The sequence below is a fragment of the Brevundimonas sp. genome, from assembly GCF_051858995.1.
Classification (GTDB): Bacteria; Pseudomonadota; Alphaproteobacteria; order Caulobacterales; family Caulobacteraceae; genus Brevundimonas.
The window spans coordinates 260,797-275,863 of the sequence record NZ_JBHYGN010000007.1 but is presented as its reverse complement, the minus strand read 5'-3'; the positions used below and the strand labels follow the sequence as shown (position 1 = coordinate 275,863).

Sequence of the window (15,067 nt, the reverse complement as noted above, 5' to 3'; positions counted from 1 at the left end):
GTAGATGAACTCGCGGGCAAGTGCGGAGATCCAAATCGCAAGCGGTTCAGTGATCCGTGGTCGAATGCATGTGAGCTTGAGGTCGCCGGCCGGCCCCTGATGTCCGGTCCACCGCATTTCCACATGATCTCGGCTCGGCGAAGTACGGGTTTGACGAGGTCGGGAGGCGTCGCCGTTCGGAACATCGTCCCGGCGCCGGGGTTGGATCCCGATCACCCGAGGGAGCCTCCGATGCAAATCCAACCAATGATCAGCACCCACCCCGACGTACGCGGCAGCGTGAACGACAGCCTCATTCGCGCGATCGAAGCGGGCTACGGCTGCGCCGCCGTATGCCGCATCTGCGCTGACGCCTGCCTGGCCGAGGAGATGGTCAGGGACCTGACCCAGTGCATCCGGCTCGATCTCGACTGCGCCGATGTCTGTCTGGCTACGGCCGGGCTCGCCGTGCGGCGCGCCGGCAGCAACGAGGCCTTGATCAAGCGCATGCTCGAGACCTGCGCCGAGGCTTGCGCCGACTGCGCCATCGAGTGCGAGAAGCACGCCGAGATGCACGAGCATTGCCGTATCTGCGCCGAAGAATGCCGGCGTTGCGAAGATGCTTGCCGCGAGGCGGCCGCGTCGATCAGGCCTTCACGGCACTGAGGCTGACCGCTGTCATCGGCACAGGGTCGTAGCTTCGACGCTAGCTCGAGCCCAGCTCATCAATCACCGGGCACCTAACCCGTCCGCCTTCACTGCAGTCGGCCACAGCCTGCCTCAGCACTTTCCGTAGCCTCTGCAGATCCTCGATCTTGGCGTCCACGCTGGCGATGTGGTCTTGGGCCATGTCGCGGACTTCGCAGCACGCCTGAACGCCCGGCTCGCTCAGCGCGATCAGGCGCCGAATGGCGTCGATGCCGAAGCCCAGTTCGCGCGACCGGCGGATGAAGCGCAGACGCTGGGCGTGTTCCGGCTCATAGCTGCGGTGGCCGCCCTCGGTCCGGGCCGGCGCGGGCATCAGCCCGATACGTTCGTAGTAGCGCACCGTTTCCAGGTTCACCCCGGCGCTGTCAGCGAGGCGCCCGATCGTCAAACTTCGTGCGGACATGGCTCTTGATCCCGTAGCGGCTACGGGTTGTAGCCTGTAGCAGAAATCGAACGGGAGGTCCTATGGCCATCGATTACGACCGGCCCCGCATGCCCGAGGTCGCCATCAGCGCCTCGGCCGCCCTCGGCGGTGTCGCCTCGGTGTTCGCCTGGGCCGCGTGCTGCGTGTTGCCTCTGGCTCTGTCCGTGGCGGGCGTATCCTTCGCCGGCGCCGCGGTCATCGCGGGTGCGCGGAACTGGCTGACGCTTCTGGCCGCCGTCATCCTGGCCGCGGGCTGGCTGCTGCATTGGCGTCGCCTGCGGATGTGTCGGAAAGACGGGGCCTGCCGCCACCCTTCGCGGCTCGCCTTCTGGCTGCTGGTGATCGCCAGTCTGCTGATCGTCCTTTCCATGGCCTGGCAGCCGTACATCGAGCCGTGGGTCATGCCGCGACTGGCGGCCATGCGATGACCCGGGCCATCGTTCTAGACTCGACGCTGACCTGCCCGGATTGCGGTCATGTTGCGACGGAGACCATGCCCACCGACGCCTGCATCTGGTTTTACGATTGTCTCGGCTGCGGCGTGAAGCTGAAGCCCCTACCCGGCGACTGCTGCGTGTTCTGCTCCTATGCCGACGTGCCGTGTCCGCCGATCCAGGTAGATGGCAAGGGGTGTTGCAGCTAGGCTACGGCGGCATTGCTGCATTCCCGGAGTTCGCCGTGACCGACCACGCCACGCCCAACCTACCGTCGCGGGATTTCGAAGTTACGTCCCAGTTCTACACTCGACTGGGCTTCGACCAGGACTGGCGCGACAAAGGCTGGATGATCCTGAAAAGAGGCGGTTTGACGCTGGAGTTCTTCCCGCATCCGGACGTGGATCCGCTGACCAGCAACTTCGGCTGCTGCCTGCGGCTGGACGACCTGGACGGGTTTTACGCAGGGTGCGTCGTTTCAGGATTGCCGGAAACCAGCTGGGGCCACCCCCGCCTGCACGCGCCGAAGCTTGAGGAGTCGGGACTGCGGATCGGCGCGCTCATCGACCCGGACGGAAACTTGATCCGCCTTATCCAGAACTGAGGCGTCCGGCGGCTCCCCCACGGGAAACCGCCGGAAACCATCGATGCGACGATCAGTTGTGGTCGGCGTGGCCCTGAGGCGCGGGCGTATCCGACGGCGCCGGGGCGGGCGGCGTCGGCTCGGGCGGGGCGGGCTCGGTCTTCATCTCGTCGCAGCAGCTCATGGCGGCGTCCGCGGCCATGTCCTTGCAGCACTCGCAGCCCTCGGCGGCGAGGGCCGCGCCGGCGCTCAGGGTCACGATCGCGCCGGCGGCGGCCAGCAGGTTGGAAACTTTCATCGTCGTTCTCCTAGTGAATCATGAAGCTGACGGAGCCGGACATCTTGTGACCGTCCGGGCCTTCGGCGGTCCAGGCGGCAGTGTAGGTGCCCGGCGCGAGGCGCGGAAGAGCCACGCCGACGGTGGCGGCGGCCGGTGCGGCGGGGACAGTGACGTCGACCGGAGCCTGCCCCTCGGCGGAGAGGGCGACGGTCTTGAGGACCATGGCGTGGGGGAAGGTGACGCTGAACCGCTCGGGCGACCCCTGGGTCATCGCGCCATTCGCAGGGACGGTCGTGATGCCAGATTGGGGCACAGCGGCCTGGGCCGGCATAGCGTGACCCGCATGCGGGTCCTGGGCGGCGGCGGCGCCAGCGAACGCGAGGGCGGCGGTGACAACGAGAGTGCGGATCATCATGGGGTGGTCTCCTTCGGTTAGAACCAGGCCTTGAGGCCGACGACGAAGCGGGTGTCGTCGGTCTCGCCGCCTCGGGCCTCGATGTAGTCGGCGGTATCGCCGAACGCGCGGCTCCACTCGATGCCGACATAGGGGGCGAACTCCTTGCGGAATTCGTAGCGCAGTCGCAGGCCCGCCTCGATCGAGGACAGGCCCGAACCGATCTCCAGTTCCGGAATGTCGCTGGCTGAAGCGTCGATTTCGAGGCGGGGCTGAAGGATCAGGCGCTGGGTGATGCGCTGGTCGTATTCGGCCTCGACGCGGGCGGTCAGGTCGCCGTCGGTCGACAGGAAGGCGGCGGCGTCGACTTCCCACCAATGGGGCGCCAGGCCCTGCAGGCCGAGGACCAGATGCGTGGTGTCCTCGCCGTCGGGCCGGAAGTCCTGACGCACGCCGGCCTGAACGTCCCAGAAGGGCGTGACCGCGCGGCTGTAGAGCGCCTGGACTTCAGCCTCCTCGAGCTCGCCGCCGAAGTCGCCTTCGCCCTCGGACTTCCACCAGAAGCGATTGATGTCGCCGCCCGTCCAGCCCTGGACGTCCCAGAGGTAGGTCTCGCCGTCGTCGCCGAAGCCGGCTTCGAGGCGATCGAGAATGACGGCCGTGGTGCGGACGTCGCCGTTTTCGTGAATCAGGGTCCGGCGAGAGGCGGCCATGGCCTCGGCGCCGAAGACGAGATCGGCGGCGTGGGCAGGGCCGGCCAGGGCGGCGGCCGGGAGCGGGTCCTCCGGAGGACGGCCGGGATTGTCGGCGCTGGTCGCCACATCGGGCGGCCCCATGCTCATGGTCGACATGTCATGCCCGGCGTGAGGGTCGGTCTGCGCGGGCGACATGGCCGACATGTCGTGGCCCGCGTGCGGATCAGCCTGGCCGGGCGTCGCCGCCGGCATCTGGTGTCCCGCGTGCGGGTCTACGGGCGCGGGCTGCGCCGGCATCTGGTGGCCTGCATGCGGATCCGCGGCGGGCGGCGTCTGCGCGGGCGGCATGACGTGACCGGCGTGCGGATCCTGCGCCGGTCGGGCCGGCGCCTGTGGCGTGGGCCGCGGTGCTGGCGCGGGGCGTGTCGGCGCCGCGGTCGCCGGCATAGTGTGGCCCGTGTGAGTGTCCTGGGCCTGGGCGCTGAAGGCGCTGACGGCGAGCACCAGCGGGGCGAGGGCGACGGCGAGGCGGCTCATGACGCGGCTCCGTCCATGGGCCGCACCGTCACAACATTGAACATGCCGGCGTGCATGTGCATCAGCATGTGGCAGTGGAAGGCCCAGTCGCCGGGCGCGTCGGCGGTCAGATCGAAGGTCACCTTGCCGCCGGGCGCGACGTTGACCGTATGCTTGAGGGGCTGGTGACCGGTGGGTCCGCCGGTCACCAGTTCAAAGAAATGACCATGCAGATGGATCGGGTGGGCCATCATGGTGTCGTTGACCAGGGTCACCCGCACCCGCTCGTTGCGCTCGAAGCGGATCGGTTCGACCAGTTCGCTGAACTTTCGGCCGTCGAAGCCCCACATGAACCGCTCCATGTTGCCTGTCAGGTGGATCTCCATCGTCCGAGACGGGGGGCGCGGGTCCTTGTTCGGCTGGAGCGACACCAGGTCGGTGTAGACGAGGACGCGATGATCGACTGTAGTGAGACCGATCGGACGCTCACCCAGACGGTTGGCGGGATCCATGGCGATCGCATCGACGCCGACGCCCACCGCCATGTCGGGCGGAGCGTTCTCGGGATCGCGCATGTTCATGCCCGACATGGACATCCCGGCCATCTCGCCGGCCGCGGGCGCGTTCTGGGCCGGAGCCGCGTGGTCCATGCCGGCCATCGCGCCATGATCCATACCGGACATGTCGGCCATCGCGCCGTGATCCATTCCGCCCATGCCCATGTCGCGCATGGTGAGGTTCGGGACCTCTCGCAGGGGAGGGACCTCGGCGGTCATGCCCAGGCGCGGCGCCAGGGTCGCCCGGCCCATGCCGGACCGGTCGATGGCTTCGGAGACGATGGTGTAGGCGCGGTCCTCGGTCGGCTGGACGATGACGTCGTAGGTCTCGGCGACCGAAATCTGGAACTCGTCCGTCTCGACCGGGCGCACGTTCTCGCCGTCGGCCTGCACCACGGTCATCGGCAAGCCCGGGATGCGAACGTTGAAGATGGACATGGCCGACGCGTTGATGATGCGCAGCCGCACCCGCTCGCCGGGCCGGAACAGGCCGGTCCAGTTCTCCTGCGGTCCATGGCCGTTGATCAGATAGGTGTAGGTCGACCCGCTGACGTCGAGGATGTCGCGCGGGTCCATCCGCATCTGGCCCCACATGCGCCGTTCCTCCAGGCTCATGCGGTCGCTGCCGTCCATGAGCCCCGCCAGCGTGGTGCGCTGCTGGTTGAAGTAACCCGGGCTCTTCTTCAGCTTGGCCAGGATTTCGTGCGGATGCATGAAACTCCAGTCCGACAGGACCAGCACATGCTCGCGGTCGTAGGCGACCGGATCGGCGCCCGCCGGGTCGATCACGATTGGGCCGTAGTGACCCATCGCCTCCTGTAGGCCAGAGTGACTGTGATACCAGAAGGTGCCCGACTGCTTGATCGGGAACTCGTAGACGAAGGTCTCACGGGCCTTGATGCCGGGGAAGCTGATGCCAGGAACACCATCCATCTGGAACGGGACGAGCAGGCCGTGCCAGTGGATTGAGGTGTCCTCGTCCAGCGTATTGGTCACCGCTAGCCGGACGTTCTGGCCTTCTCTAAGGCGTAGCAGCGGCGCCGGCAGAACGCCGTTGATGGTCACCGCATGGCCGGTGCGGCCGCCCACGGTGAAGGGCGTGTGTCCGACGGTCAGGTCGATGTTCGGTCCCGTCAGCGTCGGAAGATCCGCCCGCAGTCCCGCCGATCCGGTTTGCGCCCAGGCGGGGAGCAGACCCTGCAGGCCCAGCAGCCCGCCGCCGGCGGCTGCGCCACGGAGAAGCGTTCGGCGATCGAGGCGGGGCGTGGACATAGGCGAGAAATTCCTTGGTCGGGCTATTCAGCCGTTCGTTCAGATACGCGGCCGGGCGGCGTATCCCTCGCGTCAGGATGCCGCAGACGTCGGGATTGCAGCTTGTGCATCTTCCCATCAGGGCAAGGTCAAGCGTTTCCGCCGGAAGCTTGGGCCAAAGCCGCCGTCAAGGTCTTGCGGGCGCGGGCGACGCGGGTCTCGACCGCCTTGGGCGTAATACCGAGGATCGAGGCGATCTCGGCGTGAGACCGTCCCTCGAGCGTGGCGAGCAGAAGCGGCCCCTTCAGGGCGTCGGGAAGGTCCCGCAAGGCGCGTTGCAGAGCTTCGGCCCTGCGCTGATCGTCCAGCCGTGTCTCGGGTGACGGCGCATCGTCGCCCACCGCCGCCGCCTCGGGCGCCTCCAGGCCCATGACGCCGCGCACAACCCGGCGGACCGCGCGCCGCCGGCCCCAGTCTCGACATTTGTTGAGGGCGATGGAGCGAAGCCAGACGTCGAACGGCCGCGCCGGATCATACCGCCGCAGGGCGAGCCAGGCGGACGCATAGCTTTCCTGAAGCACGTCATGCGCTTCGGACTCGTCGCCGACATAGCGGCGCACGAACCGGTAGAGATCGGCCTTTGTGGCGGCCATCAAGGCGGTGAAGGCGGCCCGGTCTCCGGTCGCCGCACGGGCCTCGATGCTCTGCTCAGCACACACGCGCGCCGCTTAGCCGGCGTCGTCGTGCAGGGCCTCGACGACCGCGGCGTCGAACACCTCGGCCTGCGCCGGGGTCAGGACGGATCGCATCTCGAACACATGGGTGATTGTCGCCTTCTGCAGATCGCCCATGGCGGCGTGGAAATGATCGACCGCGGCCTGGACCTGGGGCGTGTCGCCGTCACTGGCGGCGATGGCGGCCGCCAGTTCGCGATTGGCCGCGCGCACTTCCGCTTCGAGCGCCGGCCGCAGAGCGGCGAACCGGGCTTCGACCACGTCGAGCCGTCGATCCTGCTCAGGGCTCAGGTCGAGTTTCTCATGGACGACGCTGTGCAGGCTTGGCGGCTGCCGCTCCCGCATGACCCAGGTCGCGCTCGCCCAGGTCGCCGCGCCGCTGGCCAGCGCGGCCAGGATGGCCGTGATGACGATCGACTTCCAGGAGGCTCTCATCCCCGAACGTCCAGGCCGGAGAGAGGCGACAAGCCCGCCGAGACGGTGAAAATCCGCATCTCGGACGGCTCCGGCCGTGGAGCCATGAGCATCAGCCCTCCGTTCGCGACGCCGATCACCAGAGCGAGCGCAACGGCGGCGACCCGGACCTGACCCATGCGGGCGCGCTCCCTGCGTTCGCCGATCCGCACCCAGACCGCGTCTTCCATGCCGACCAGCCGGCCGGCGTCGCCCGGCCCGACCGCTGCGATCAGTTCATTCATGTCGTCAGTCATTGCGCACCTGCGTCACGCCCCATCTGCCATACGCGCCAGCCTTCCGGTCCCCTCACGAGGGGACGAGCCGTCGCCCGCGTAGATACCAGAGAACGACCGGGACGCGCCCTGTCGTCCGGGGAAAAGACGTGAGCGACAGATCAGGGCCCACGCGGGTTCCATTCCCCGACGTGCTCGATCAACTCACGGGCGTGAGGTTCTTTCTCGCCCTCGGCGTCGTGCTGTTTCACTTCCAGCTCTACTGGACGCTCCCGGCGGAGAGCGCGGGCTTGCTGAACCGCGCGCGCCTGGGCGTGGATGTCTTCTTCATCCTGTCGGGCTTCATCCTGACCCACGTCTACCTGCAGGGAGACCGGGCCCCGAACTACGGTCGATTCCTGGCGGCGCGCCTCGCCCGGATATATCCGGCTCACCTGTTCATCCTCCTGGCCATGCTTGGGCTGGTGCTGATCGCGCCTGTGTTCGGTGTCGGGCTGGAGCCTGGCCGGTTCAATCCCGTCGACTTCGCGGGCACCCTTCTGCTCGTCCAGGCGTGGTTCCCGCGAGAGAGCATGGCGCTCTGGAACGGACCGGCCTGGTCGCTGTCGGCGGAGTGGTTCGCCTATCTGGCCTTCCCCGCCTATGCCGCCCTCGCGCTCCGGCTGCGGGCCAGGCCGTGGGTCCTGATCGCCCTCGCCATGCTGTTGTTCGTTGCCCTTGACGCCTTCTACCGCGCCTGGTTCGGCCGGATGTTGCCTCGGGCTGAGGACAGCCTCGGGATCCTGCGCATCATTCCCGAATTCCTCTACGGCATTGGCCTCTACTATCTCGGTCAGCGCTGGACGCCTTCGCCGCGAATGTCCCTCATGGGCGCCCTGGTCGCCACGACCCTGCTGCTGACGCTCATGCAGATCGGCGCCGACGACCGGGTCATCGTGGCGGCGGCCGGTCCCTTCATCCTGTCGCTCGCCCTGTTGGCCAAGGCTCCGGTCCGGACCTTCCTGTCTCACCCCGTCCTTCTGTTCGCCGGCGAAGCGTCGTTCGCCCTCTATCTCGTCCACATCCCCATCCTGATGGTGTGGCGCAATGCGGCGCAGGCGTTCTCCGGCTGGGGTGCGGACTATCGAATGGGCCTGGTCGAACTGGCCGCCATGCTTGTGTTGACGCTCGCCGCCGCGGCCGCCATCCATGTCTTCGTCGAGCAGCCTGGCCGACGGTGGTTGCGGGCGCGGCTGGCGCCGCAGCGCGCCGACCCTGTCGAGGCGCAGCGATCCGTCCACAGCGATCAGGGAGAACCCTTTTGAATCCCGCCAATCTGAACCGTCGTCTACTCATGGGCGCGGCCGTCTTCATCGGCATGGGCGGGTCCGCCTGCGCCCAGACCCGTCCGTCCAGAAACCTCACGGTCTTCAAGACGCCCACCTGCGCCTGCTGCGATGCTTGGATCGCGCACATGCGCCAGGCGGGCTTCACCACCACCATCACCGTCCTTCCAAGCCTTCAATCGGTCCGGAGCAGCCGGGGCATGCCGGACGCGCTCGCCTCCTGTCATACCGGTCTGATCGATGGCTATCTGGTCGAGGGTCATGTGCCGGCCCCGGACGTCATTCGACTGCTGACCGAGAGACCGGCGGCGGTGGGCGTCGCGGTCCCGGGCATGCCGCTCGGTTCGCCCGGCATGGAGACGCCGCAGGGGCGCAAGGAGCCCTACGACACCCTGCTGGTGCTTCGCTCGGGCGCGACCCGCGTGTTCGCCCGCCACAACCCGCCGGCCTGACGCAGATCGCGCTCAGCCCGTTCAGATCACCCACAATCCGGAGTTCGCCATGTCCCGCACCTCTCTCGCCCTCGTCCTGTCGCTCGCCGTTCTTTCGGCGACACCCGCCTTCGCCCAGGACCACGCCCACGGGCATGCCCAAGCCGCCGGCTCGGTCGCCGCGGAAGCTGCGGACGCGGCGGCGGCCGTCGACGCCTTTCACGTCGCCCTGAAGGCCGGCGACACGGCCGTCGCCCTGGCAATTATGGCGCCGGATGTGATGATCTTCGAGGAGGGTGGCGCGGAGCGATCGCGCGACGAGTATGCGTCCCATCACCTGGGCTCGGACGCCGCCTTCGCCGCCGCCTCTGAAGCGACGGTGACGCGCAGATCGGGATGGGCCGATGGGGACATCGCCTGGATCGCCAGCGAAGGCCGCACCACGGGCCAATTCAACGGCCGTGCCGTGGACCGCCTGACGACCGAAACCATGGTCCTCAAACGCCATGCCGACGGCTGGCGCATCCACCACATTCACTGGTCGTCGCGCGCGCCCGGCTGACGCTCAGGCCCGCGCCAGCGGGTCGCCGGCCCTGCGACGTCGGTGAGGAACATCGAGAAGACGCCCGCCCTCGCGGGCGGGCGTCCCCGATCATACGATCAGCAGCAGGTGCAGGCTTCCGCGCAGGCTGCGATAGCGTCGCAGCAAGCGCATACGGCCTGCGCCACGGCGTCCGGCGCGGCCGCGAAGGCGGCTGAACCGGAAGCCAGCAGCACCAGGGCTGCGAGGGTGAGAGTGCGTTTCATGGTTTTGATCTCTGTTTGATTGAATGAGTTCGGTCATCTTCAACAGGATCAGCGTCGTGGGGGCGGGTCGTCCGCCTCCACGGTGAAATCGGCATGCCGCGCATCAAGGGATGGATAGAGGACAGACGCATAGACCCGTGCGGGGGTGGATTCACCGCCCTGGGGGACAAGGCCCTGGCAGATGGCCAGACACGCCTTATGGCATGAGATCCTGACGGTCTTCGGCTCGCACGGGACGCCGTCGCCGCTCATCGACATGGACGCCATATCCGGATCGACCGGAGCTTCGCAGGCGATCGAAGCGGTGGACACGAACAGCATGGCAAACGCCGCGAGCAGCGCGGTCGTCAGTCGGACGAGGTCATGACGCAGGAACGGCATTGTCTGATCATACTTCAACGGTCGGCGGAGCGACGATCTCATTTTGATCATTGCAATCGAGCCTACAGAGACGCCGGGGGCGGCAGGGTTCCCATGACCGCCACGACGCCGATCAGGGCGAGTCCCAGACCCGTTTCGATCAACAGGCTGCGCCGGAGCGCGCTCATGGCGGCGACGGAGGGTTGGCCCGTCTCCAGCGCAGAGCCCAGTGTCGGCGTCAGCCGGAACCGGTTGCTCGCCGCCAGCGCAAGCATCAAACCGAAGAGGACGAGCTTGGCGACCAGAAGCTGGCCGTAGAGGTTGCCCGCGATCGACGCCACGCGCTCGGGACCGATCAGGAACCAGCTGTTCACGAGACCGGTCAGCACCAGCAACAGGACCGCGAGCGTTCCAAGGCCGGCGAAGCCATGCAGGGCGCGATGGATTGCAAGGTCGTCCGGACCGGCTCGGCGCAGAAGCAGGGCCGTCAACGCCGCCAGGGCGCCCAGCCACAAGGCCGCTGCCACCGCGTGAATGATGTTGGCGACAAGATGGAGGGGCCCGCCAGGGCCCTCGGTGGCCGCGCCGTGACCCGTCCACGCGAAGCTGGCGGCCACCATCAGACCCAAGGCGGCCGTCACGCTCCAGAGCGCGCGACCGGGTTTCAGGGCGACCAAGGCGACGAGCCCAAGCAAGGCGGCGGCGGCCCGCACGACCATCGCCATGCCCAGGGCCGTGCCGGTGACCATGAAGGACAGGGACGCGGGTTTGACGGCTTCGCCCAGCGACCCCGCCATGACGGCCGTCTGTGCCACCAGGGCGGCGAGCGAGCCGAGCGCGACGATGATCGCGGCGAGGCGCAATGTCGGTCGCGACCATTCCAGGTTCGGCGCGTCGGCGTCTTTGAAGCTGTAGAGAAGGAACAGCGGCGCGCCGAGAAGGACGACGCCGCCGCCGTATTGAAGCCAGCGAAGCGCGATGACCGCGACTTCCAGCACGGCGTCAGCGCACCGTGAAGGCGTAGGATCCCGTCATGCGGTGGCCGTCGCTCGACGCGATACGCCAGTCGACACGGTAGGCGCCGGCGGCCAGCGGGCGAGCCAGCGCGCCCGTGAGGGTCCTGCCGTCCTCGGCCACCGAGGTGCGGATCGCGATCTTCTCCCCCGCCGCATTGACGACGTCGAAGCCGGAAAAGGCGGGAACGCTGCGTTCGCTGAAGGTCAGGGTCAGCGTCCGGGTCGCGGCCACGGTGGAGTCGGGCGCCGGGGTGGCGCTGACCAGGCGAGCGTGGGCCGCCGCCGGTCCGGCGGCGAAGGCCACGACCGCCGCGACGGCGATGAAGGGCGCGGGGTGGAAGTAACGCATACTCAGTCTCCAGACGTTTGGCCGGTCCCGGCCTTCTGCTTCTCTACGCGCCACACGACCGCGTCCCTCATGAAGAGGAAGCGGGCGGCGGCTGAGGCCTTCCCCCGCACGCCGGGGTCAGCGGCGACGCTTCTCGAGGAGCGCCTGCATCTGGGCGATCTCCGCCTGTTGACCACGCACGATGCCGTCGCACAAAGCGATGATCTCCGGATCTGTCAGGGAGGCTTGCTCGCACATCAACACGGCCCCGGAATGGTGCGGGATCATCGATCGCAGGAATTCGTCGTCGCCAACGAACGCCTGGGTGCGCATGCCGATGAAGCTGCCGACGAAGATCACGGCCGCGACCGCGCCAATGGCCAGGTTTGTTTTGCGCGACGGGTACATGGACCGCATGAAGACGAGCATGAGGACCGCCATCGGCGCGACCATCATCAGGGTCATGTAGACGTTGTTCAGGTTGAGATAGAAGTGACCGAGCGTGGCGATCATCGTGTACATGACCAGGTACATGATGACGAAGTCGAGCGCCAACTCCAGGTACAGGCTTCGGTAAGGGCCAAGTCCACGAGCGTTGCCTTGACCGCCGTGGTCCATCTGTTGATGAGACATCGTCCGTATCCTCTTCAGAAATTTCAGTTCGTCATCGCCTGCCGCTGCGAATGCTTGGAGACTGCGGTCAGCGTCTAAATCAATCCGGCCCGTCACAGCCGGTTCCTCCCTTAGGTGGGTGGGCGGACTGTTGATTGCCTATCTTGGCTAAAGCCTCACCGCGCGCAGTCTCAGCGCATTGCCGATGACGCTGACCGAGGAGAGCGCCATTGCGAGCGCCGCAAGGGCAGGCGAGAGAAGCCAGCCGAAGACGGGATAAAGCAGGCCAGCCGCCACGGGGATGCCAAGGGCGTTGTAGCCGAAGGCGAAAACGAGGTTCTGGCGGATGTTGCCCATCACCGCACGGGACAGATGCCGTGCGCGCACGATGCCTTGCAGATCACCGCCCAGCAGCGTGACGCCGGCGCTCTCGATGGCGACGTCCGAACCCGCCCCCATGGCGACGCCGACATCGGCTGCGGCGAGGGCAGGGGCATCGTTGACGCCATCCCCCGCCATGGCGACGATCCGACCCTGCGAACGAAGCTGTTGAACGACAGACGCCTTGTCCTGCGGCAGAACCTCCGCCTGGACTTCGTCGATGCCGAGGCGACGCGCGACCGCTTCGGCCGTCGTCCGGTTGTCCCCGGTCATCATCACCAGCCGCAGACCGGCCGCTTTCAGCGCGAGGATCGCAGCCGGCGTGGTGGCCTTGATGGGATCGGCGATGCCGATGACCCCGGCCGCCTTTCCGTCGATCGCCACGAATATGGCGGTGGCGCCGTCGTGGCGAAGGGCCTCCGCCTTCGGCTCCAGCGCGGAGACGTCGATCGAAAGCTCGCCGAGAAAACGGGTGTTGCCCAGGGCGACCTGGCGGCCCTCAATCGTCCCGCGAACGCCGCGACCGACCGGGCTGTCGAAGTCCACGGCCTCGGTAAGGGGGATGTCCCGGTCCTTGGCTGCCCGGACAATCGCGTCGGCCAACGGATGTTCGCTGCCCCGCTCGAGGCTGGCCGAAAGACGCAAGATGTCGGCTTCAACGAAGCCGAGGGCGGGCAGGATCGCCGTTACCGACGGACGGCCCTCCGTCAGGGTGCCGGTCTTGTCCAGAACGAGAGTGTCGACCTTCTCGAAGCGTTCGAGCGCCTCGGCGTTTTTGATCAGGACGCCGGCGTGGGCGCCACGTCCCACCCCGACCATGATCGAGATCGGCGTCGCCAGACCCAACGCACAGGGACAGGCGATGATGAGCACCGAAACGGCGGCGACCAGGGCGTAGGACAAACGGGGCTCGGGACCGACCAGGCCCCAGACGACGGCGGCGAGCAGGGCGATCGCGATCACCGTGGGAACGAACCATCCGGAGACCGTATCGGCCAGCCGCTGGATCGGGGCGCGACTGCGCTGGGCCTGGGCCACCATCTGGACGATCTGCGACAGCAGGGTGTCGGCGCCCACCTTGTCGGCGCGCATGATGAAGGATCCGGTCTTGTTGAGCGCGCCGGCCACGACGCGGTCGCCGACATCCTTGGTCACCGGCATGGACTCGCCGGTCACCATGGATTCGTCGACAGCGACCCGACCCTCCAGGAGTTCGCCATCGACCGGGATCTTCTCTCCGGGCCTTACCCGCAGGCGGTCGCCGACGGCGATCTGGTCAAGCGAGACATCTTCATCGACGCCGTCCGCCCGGATTCGGCGCGCGGTCTTGGGCGTGAGGTCCAGCAGGGCTCGGATCGCGCCCGACGTCTGTTCGCGGGCGCGCAGTTCCAGAATCTGCCCGACGAGGACCAGCACGGTGATGACCGCCGCCGCCTCGAAATACACCGGCGCGCTTCCGTCGGCCTTCAGGAAGGCGGGCGGGAACAGGGTTGGCGCGACGACGGCCACGACGCTGTAAAGCCATGCCACGCCGACCCCCATGGCGATCAGGGTGAACATATTCAGCCGCCGGGTGCGCAGCGATGTCCAGCCGCGCTCGAAGAAGGGCCAGCCGCACCAGAGAACCACGGGGGTCGCCAAAGCGAACTGGATCCAGTTCGACATCTGGCCCGGGATGAACATGTGGAGATTGGCCAGGTGTCCGCCCATTTCCAGGGCGAAGACCGGCAGGGTCAGGACCAGACCAACCCAAAAGCGTCTGGTGAAGTCGATCAGCTCGTGGTTGGGCGGGGCTTCCGCCGTGACCGTCTCCGGCTCAAGCGCCATGCCGCAGATCGGGCAGGAGCCTGGGCCTTCCTGCCGGATCTCGGGGTGCATCGGGCAGGTGTAGATGGCGCCGGGAACGGCCGGCTCGGCCTCCACGCGAGGGTTCAGGTAACGCATCGGATCGCCGATGAATTTGGTCCGGCACCCCGCCGAGCAGAAGAAATAGTCCTGACCGCCATGACTGGCTCGGTGAGCGGTAGTCGTGAGATCGACCGACTTGCCGCAGACGGGATCCTTGACCGTAGCCGCGCCATCCAAGGCCTTCGCCCCGCAGCAGGCGTGACCCGAGGCATGATTGTGAGGATGCGTGGACATGTCGCTCTCTCCGGCTGACCGAAGGGCTCACATATACCCATGGGGGGTATATCGCAAGATACCCGTCTGGGGTATATGGGGGCGCTCAGGAGGACAGGCCGCATGCAAACCGACACGAAACCCAAAGTCCTCAACAGGCTCAGCCGGATCGAAGGCCAGGTGCGGGGAATCTCCCGCATGGTTGAAGATGACCGGTATTGCGTCGACTTGCTGACCCAACTTCAGGCCGTTCGAGCCGCGCTCCATCGCGTGGAGACCGAAGTGCTACGGGATCACCTCGACCACTGCGTCATGGGCGCCATGACCGGCGACGATCCCGAGGATCGCAAGGCCAAGGCCGGCGAGCTGATCGAGCTCTTGGCGCGGGCCGGACGGTAGAGTTGGCGGAACGAATGGGCCCTCCTGGTCGCTAACGTCGGAT

General features: G+C 67.3%; 22 protein-coding genes. 8 read left to right on the top strand and 14 right to left on the bottom strand.

Annotated elements, in window-relative coordinates; all coding sequences use genetic code 11:
* Positions 1 to 246: 246 nt before the first annotated feature.
* Positions 247 to 645: a four-helix bundle copper-binding protein gene (locus ACTIEF_RS06130; protein ID WP_008261099.1), complete on the top strand. Its 399-nt coding sequence runs from the start codon at positions 247 to 249 to the stop codon at positions 643 to 645.
* Between the two features lie 40 nt (positions 646 to 685).
* On the opposite strand, the gene ACTIEF_RS06125 is transcribed toward ACTIEF_RS06130, so the two are convergent.
* Complete coding sequence (locus tag ACTIEF_RS06125; RefSeq protein ID WP_040349355.1) at positions 686 to 1,090, bottom strand: MerR family transcriptional regulator; 405 nt, start codon at positions 1,088 to 1,090, stop codon at positions 686 to 688.
* A gap of 62 nt (positions 1,091 to 1,152) precedes the next feature.
* On the opposite strand from ACTIEF_RS06125, the gene ACTIEF_RS06120 reads away from it, so the two are divergent.
* From ACTIEF_RS06120 to ACTIEF_RS06110, 3 genes are read left to right on the top strand one after another with little or no spacing between them, the layout of a single operon-like run.
* The gene (locus tag ACTIEF_RS06120; RefSeq protein WP_419756323.1) at positions 1,153 to 1,539 is read left to right on the top strand and encodes an MFS transporter permease; all 387 of its coding nucleotides are present in this window, start codon (positions 1,153 to 1,155) and stop codon (positions 1,537 to 1,539) included.
* Positions 1,536 to 1,754, top strand: coding sequence for a GDCCVxC domain-containing (seleno)protein (locus tag ACTIEF_RS06115; RefSeq protein ID WP_083793340.1), 219 nt, complete (start codon positions 1,536 to 1,538; stop codon positions 1,752 to 1,754). The genes ACTIEF_RS06120 and ACTIEF_RS06115 overlap by 4 nt, the downstream gene beginning before the upstream one ends.
* A 35-nt stretch (positions 1,755 to 1,789) precedes the next feature.
* Positions 1,790 to 2,149 (top strand): bleomycin resistance protein, encoded by a 360-nt coding sequence (locus ACTIEF_RS06110; RefSeq protein WP_419756322.1) that lies wholly within the window; start codon positions 1,790 to 1,792, stop codon positions 2,147 to 2,149.
* A gap of 52 nt (positions 2,150 to 2,201) precedes the next feature.
* On the opposite strand, the gene ACTIEF_RS06105 is transcribed toward ACTIEF_RS06110, so the two are convergent.
* The 7 genes from ACTIEF_RS06105 to ACTIEF_RS06075 form a co-directional block, all read right to left on the bottom strand.
* Positions 2,202 to 2,426 (bottom strand): ammonium transporter family protein, encoded by a 225-nt coding sequence (locus tag ACTIEF_RS06105; RefSeq protein WP_419756321.1) that lies wholly within the window; start codon positions 2,424 to 2,426, stop codon positions 2,202 to 2,204.
* A 10-nt stretch (positions 2,427 to 2,436) separates the two neighbouring features.
* Positions 2,437 to 2,823, bottom strand: coding sequence for a copper resistance CopC family protein (locus ACTIEF_RS06100; RefSeq protein WP_278069300.1), 387 nt, complete (start codon positions 2,821 to 2,823; stop codon positions 2,437 to 2,439).
* A gap of 17 nt (positions 2,824 to 2,840) precedes the next feature.
* The gene (locus ACTIEF_RS06095) at positions 2,841 to 4,034 is read right to left on the bottom strand and encodes a copper resistance protein B (RefSeq protein WP_419756320.1); all 1,194 of its coding nucleotides are present in this window, start codon (positions 4,032 to 4,034) and stop codon (positions 2,841 to 2,843) included.
* Positions 4,031 to 5,842: a copper resistance system multicopper oxidase gene (locus tag ACTIEF_RS06090; protein WP_008264371.1), complete on the bottom strand. Its 1,812-nt coding sequence runs from the start codon at positions 5,840 to 5,842 to the stop codon at positions 4,031 to 4,033. The genes ACTIEF_RS06095 and ACTIEF_RS06090 overlap by 4 nt, the downstream gene beginning before the upstream one ends.
* A 128-nt stretch (positions 5,843 to 5,970) precedes the next feature.
* Positions 5,971 to 6,540 carry an RNA polymerase sigma factor gene (locus ACTIEF_RS06085; protein WP_008260971.1) on the bottom strand — a complete coding sequence of 190 codons (570 nt, stop codon included), beginning with the start codon at positions 6,538 to 6,540 and terminating at the stop codon, positions 5,971 to 5,973.
* A 9-nt stretch (positions 6,541 to 6,549) separates the two neighbouring features.
* Positions 6,550 to 6,990, bottom strand: coding sequence for a Spy/CpxP family protein refolding chaperone (locus ACTIEF_RS06080; RefSeq protein WP_008264166.1), 441 nt, complete (start codon positions 6,988 to 6,990; stop codon positions 6,550 to 6,552).
* On the bottom strand, positions 6,987 to 7,253 hold the full coding sequence (locus ACTIEF_RS06075) for a hypothetical protein (RefSeq protein WP_205911595.1): 267 nt from the start codon (positions 7,251 to 7,253) through the stop codon (positions 6,987 to 6,989). The genes ACTIEF_RS06080 and ACTIEF_RS06075 overlap by 4 nt, the downstream gene beginning before the upstream one ends.
* Positions 7,254 to 7,456: 203 nt before the next feature.
* Between ACTIEF_RS06075 and ACTIEF_RS06070 the strand changes: the two genes are divergently transcribed.
* Genes ACTIEF_RS06070 through ACTIEF_RS06060 form a run of 3 tightly spaced genes read left to right on the top strand, consistent with a single transcriptional unit; the run spans position 7,457 to position 9,562 of the window.
* Positions 7,457 to 8,548 (top strand): acyltransferase family protein, encoded by a 1,092-nt coding sequence (locus ACTIEF_RS06070; RefSeq protein ID WP_439471258.1) that lies wholly within the window; start codon positions 7,457 to 7,459, stop codon positions 8,546 to 8,548.
* Positions 8,545 to 9,021, top strand: coding sequence for a DUF411 domain-containing protein (locus ACTIEF_RS06065; protein ID WP_084375403.1), 477 nt, complete (start codon positions 8,545 to 8,547; stop codon positions 9,019 to 9,021). The genes ACTIEF_RS06070 and ACTIEF_RS06065 overlap by 4 nt, the downstream gene beginning before the upstream one ends.
* A gap of 49 nt (positions 9,022 to 9,070) precedes the next feature.
* Positions 9,071 to 9,562 carry a YybH family protein gene (locus tag ACTIEF_RS06060; protein WP_419756318.1) on the top strand — a complete coding sequence of 164 codons (492 nt, stop codon included), beginning with the start codon at positions 9,071 to 9,073 and terminating at the stop codon, positions 9,560 to 9,562.
* Between the two features lie 98 nt (positions 9,563 to 9,660).
* Here the strand turns inward: ACTIEF_RS06060 and ACTIEF_RS06055 are convergent, their stop codons facing one another.
* The 6 genes from ACTIEF_RS06055 to ACTIEF_RS06030 all read right to left on the bottom strand — a co-directional run bounded on the left by ACTIEF_RS06055 (position 9,661) and on the right by ACTIEF_RS06030 (position 14,646).
* Positions 9,661 to 9,807 carry a hypothetical protein gene (locus tag ACTIEF_RS06055; RefSeq protein ID WP_164952583.1) on the bottom strand — a complete coding sequence of 49 codons (147 nt, stop codon included), beginning with the start codon at positions 9,805 to 9,807 and terminating at the stop codon, positions 9,661 to 9,663.
* Positions 9,808 to 9,855: 48 nt separating this feature from the next.
* Complete coding sequence (locus ACTIEF_RS06050) at positions 9,856 to 10,188, bottom strand: hypothetical protein (protein WP_040349358.1); 333 nt, start codon at positions 10,186 to 10,188, stop codon at positions 9,856 to 9,858.
* A gap of 62 nt (positions 10,189 to 10,250) precedes the next feature.
* On the bottom strand, positions 10,251 to 11,165 hold the full coding sequence (gene copD / locus ACTIEF_RS06045; RefSeq protein WP_008260446.1) for a copper homeostasis membrane protein CopD: 915 nt from the start codon (positions 11,163 to 11,165) through the stop codon (positions 10,251 to 10,253).
* A 4-nt stretch (positions 11,166 to 11,169) separates the two neighbouring features.
* Complete coding sequence (gene copC / locus ACTIEF_RS06040; protein ID WP_008260662.1) at positions 11,170 to 11,532, bottom strand: copper homeostasis periplasmic binding protein CopC; 363 nt, start codon at positions 11,530 to 11,532, stop codon at positions 11,170 to 11,172.
* Positions 11,533 to 11,649: 117 nt separating this feature from the next.
* Positions 11,650 to 12,144 carry a DUF305 domain-containing protein gene (locus ACTIEF_RS06035; protein ID WP_228763639.1) on the bottom strand — a complete coding sequence of 165 codons (495 nt, stop codon included), beginning with the start codon at positions 12,142 to 12,144 and terminating at the stop codon, positions 11,650 to 11,652.
* A gap of 147 nt (positions 12,145 to 12,291) precedes the next feature.
* Positions 12,292 to 14,646 carry a heavy metal translocating P-type ATPase gene (locus ACTIEF_RS06030; protein ID WP_040349359.1) on the bottom strand — a complete coding sequence of 785 codons (2,355 nt, stop codon included), beginning with the start codon at positions 14,644 to 14,646 and terminating at the stop codon, positions 12,292 to 12,294.
* A gap of 102 nt (positions 14,647 to 14,748) precedes the next feature.
* On the opposite strand from ACTIEF_RS06030, the gene ACTIEF_RS06025 reads away from it, so the two are divergent.
* Entirely contained in the window at positions 14,749 to 15,024 is a 276-nt protein-coding gene (locus tag ACTIEF_RS06025) for a metal-sensitive transcriptional regulator (RefSeq protein ID WP_040349360.1), read from the top strand.
* The last annotated feature ends 43 nt before the right edge of the window (positions 15,025 to 15,067 follow it).

Bases quoted from the DNA above. Each gene is read 5' to 3' on its own strand.
- ACTIEF_RS06130 (WP_008261099.1), top strand. From the start codon at position 247: ATGATCAGCACCCACCCCGACGTACGCGGCAGCGTGAACGACAGCCTC.
- ACTIEF_RS06125 (WP_040349355.1), bottom strand. From the start codon at position 1,090: ATGTCCGCACGAAGTTTGACGATCGGGCGCCTCGCTGACAGCGCCGGG.
- ACTIEF_RS06120 (WP_419756323.1), top strand. From the start codon at position 1,153: ATGGCCATCGATTACGACCGGCCCCGCATGCCCGAGGTCGCCATCAGC.
- ACTIEF_RS06115 (WP_083793340.1), top strand. From the start codon at position 1,536: ATGACCCGGGCCATCGTTCTAGACTCGACGCTGACCTGCCCGGATTGC.
- ACTIEF_RS06105 (WP_419756321.1), bottom strand. From the start codon at position 2,426: ATGAAAGTTTCCAACCTGCTGGCCGCCGCCGGCGCGATCGTGACCCTG.
- ACTIEF_RS06100 (WP_278069300.1), bottom strand. From the start codon at position 2,823: ATGATGATCCGCACTCTCGTTGTCACCGCCGCCCTCGCGTTCGCTGGC.
- ACTIEF_RS06095 (WP_419756320.1), bottom strand. From the start codon at position 4,034: ATGAGCCGCCTCGCCGTCGCCCTCGCCCCGCTGGTGCTCGCCGTCAGC.
- ACTIEF_RS06090 (WP_008264371.1), bottom strand. From the start codon at position 5,842: ATGTCCACGCCCCGCCTCGATCGCCGAACGCTTCTCCGTGGCGCAGCC.
- ACTIEF_RS06080 (WP_008264166.1), bottom strand. From the start codon at position 6,990: ATGAGAGCCTCCTGGAAGTCGATCGTCATCACGGCCATCCTGGCCGCG.
- ACTIEF_RS06075 (WP_205911595.1), bottom strand. From the start codon at position 7,253: ATGAATGAACTGATCGCAGCGGTCGGGCCGGGCGACGCCGGCCGGCTG.
- ACTIEF_RS06060 (WP_419756318.1), top strand. From the start codon at position 9,071: ATGTCCCGCACCTCTCTCGCCCTCGTCCTGTCGCTCGCCGTTCTTTCG.
- ACTIEF_RS06055 (WP_164952583.1), bottom strand. From the start codon at position 9,807: ATGAAACGCACTCTCACCCTCGCAGCCCTGGTGCTGCTGGCTTCCGGT.
- ACTIEF_RS06050 (WP_040349358.1), bottom strand. From the start codon at position 10,188: ATGCCGTTCCTGCGTCATGACCTCGTCCGACTGACGACCGCGCTGCTC.
- copC (WP_008260662.1), bottom strand. From the start codon at position 11,532: ATGCGTTACTTCCACCCCGCGCCCTTCATCGCCGTCGCGGCGGTCGTG.
- ACTIEF_RS06035 (WP_228763639.1), bottom strand. From the start codon at position 12,144: ATGTCTCATCAACAGATGGACCACGGCGGTCAAGGCAACGCTCGTGGA.
- ACTIEF_RS06030 (WP_040349359.1), bottom strand. From the start codon at position 14,646: ATGTCCACGCATCCTCACAATCATGCCTCGGGTCACGCCTGCTGCGGG.
- ACTIEF_RS06025 (WP_040349360.1), top strand. From the start codon at position 14,749: ATGCAAACCGACACGAAACCCAAAGTCCTCAACAGGCTCAGCCGGATC.